A 404-nucleotide genomic window follows, 5' to 3' on the forward strand; every position below is an offset into this window, starting at 1 on the left:
GGCCATGGCGCAATCGGAGTGCCAGTCCGGCGAAACTCTGATGAAATACAGCCATGTGAGCGCTCCGACCGGCAATCCGAAGGGCGAGATGGCCACCGCGCTGGCCAAGCGGGTCAACGAAGAGATGGACGGGCAGCTTTGCATCCAGGTCTATCCGAGCTCGCAGCTCTACAATGACGACGAAGTGATGGAAGCGCTGGCGATCGGCGACGTCCAGCTCGCCTCGCCCGACATCGGCAAGCTCGGCGCCTACACGGCCAAGCTCGACGTCTTCAATCTGCCGTTCCTGCTTGAGGATACCGATGCGGTGTCGCGCTTCACCCATAGCGAGACGGGCGACGAACTCCTGAAGTCCATGAGCGACAACGGCTTCGTCGGCCTCGCCTATGTCTATAACGGCCTGC

1 protein-coding gene is annotated in these 404 nt (G+C 61.6%); it reads left to right on the forward strand.

Translation table 11 applies throughout. The features are described from left to right. Positions 1 to 40: 40 nt before the first annotated feature. Positions 41 to 404, forward strand: a 364-nt coding sequence (gene dctP / locus CH341_RS31940) for a TRAP transporter substrate-binding protein DctP (protein WP_210208714.1), incomplete at its 3' end; no start/stop codon positions are given.

Source organism: Rhodoplanes roseus (genome assembly GCF_003258865.1).
GTDB classification, from domain to species: Bacteria; Pseudomonadota; Alphaproteobacteria; order Rhizobiales; family Xanthobacteraceae; genus Rhodoplanes; species Rhodoplanes roseus.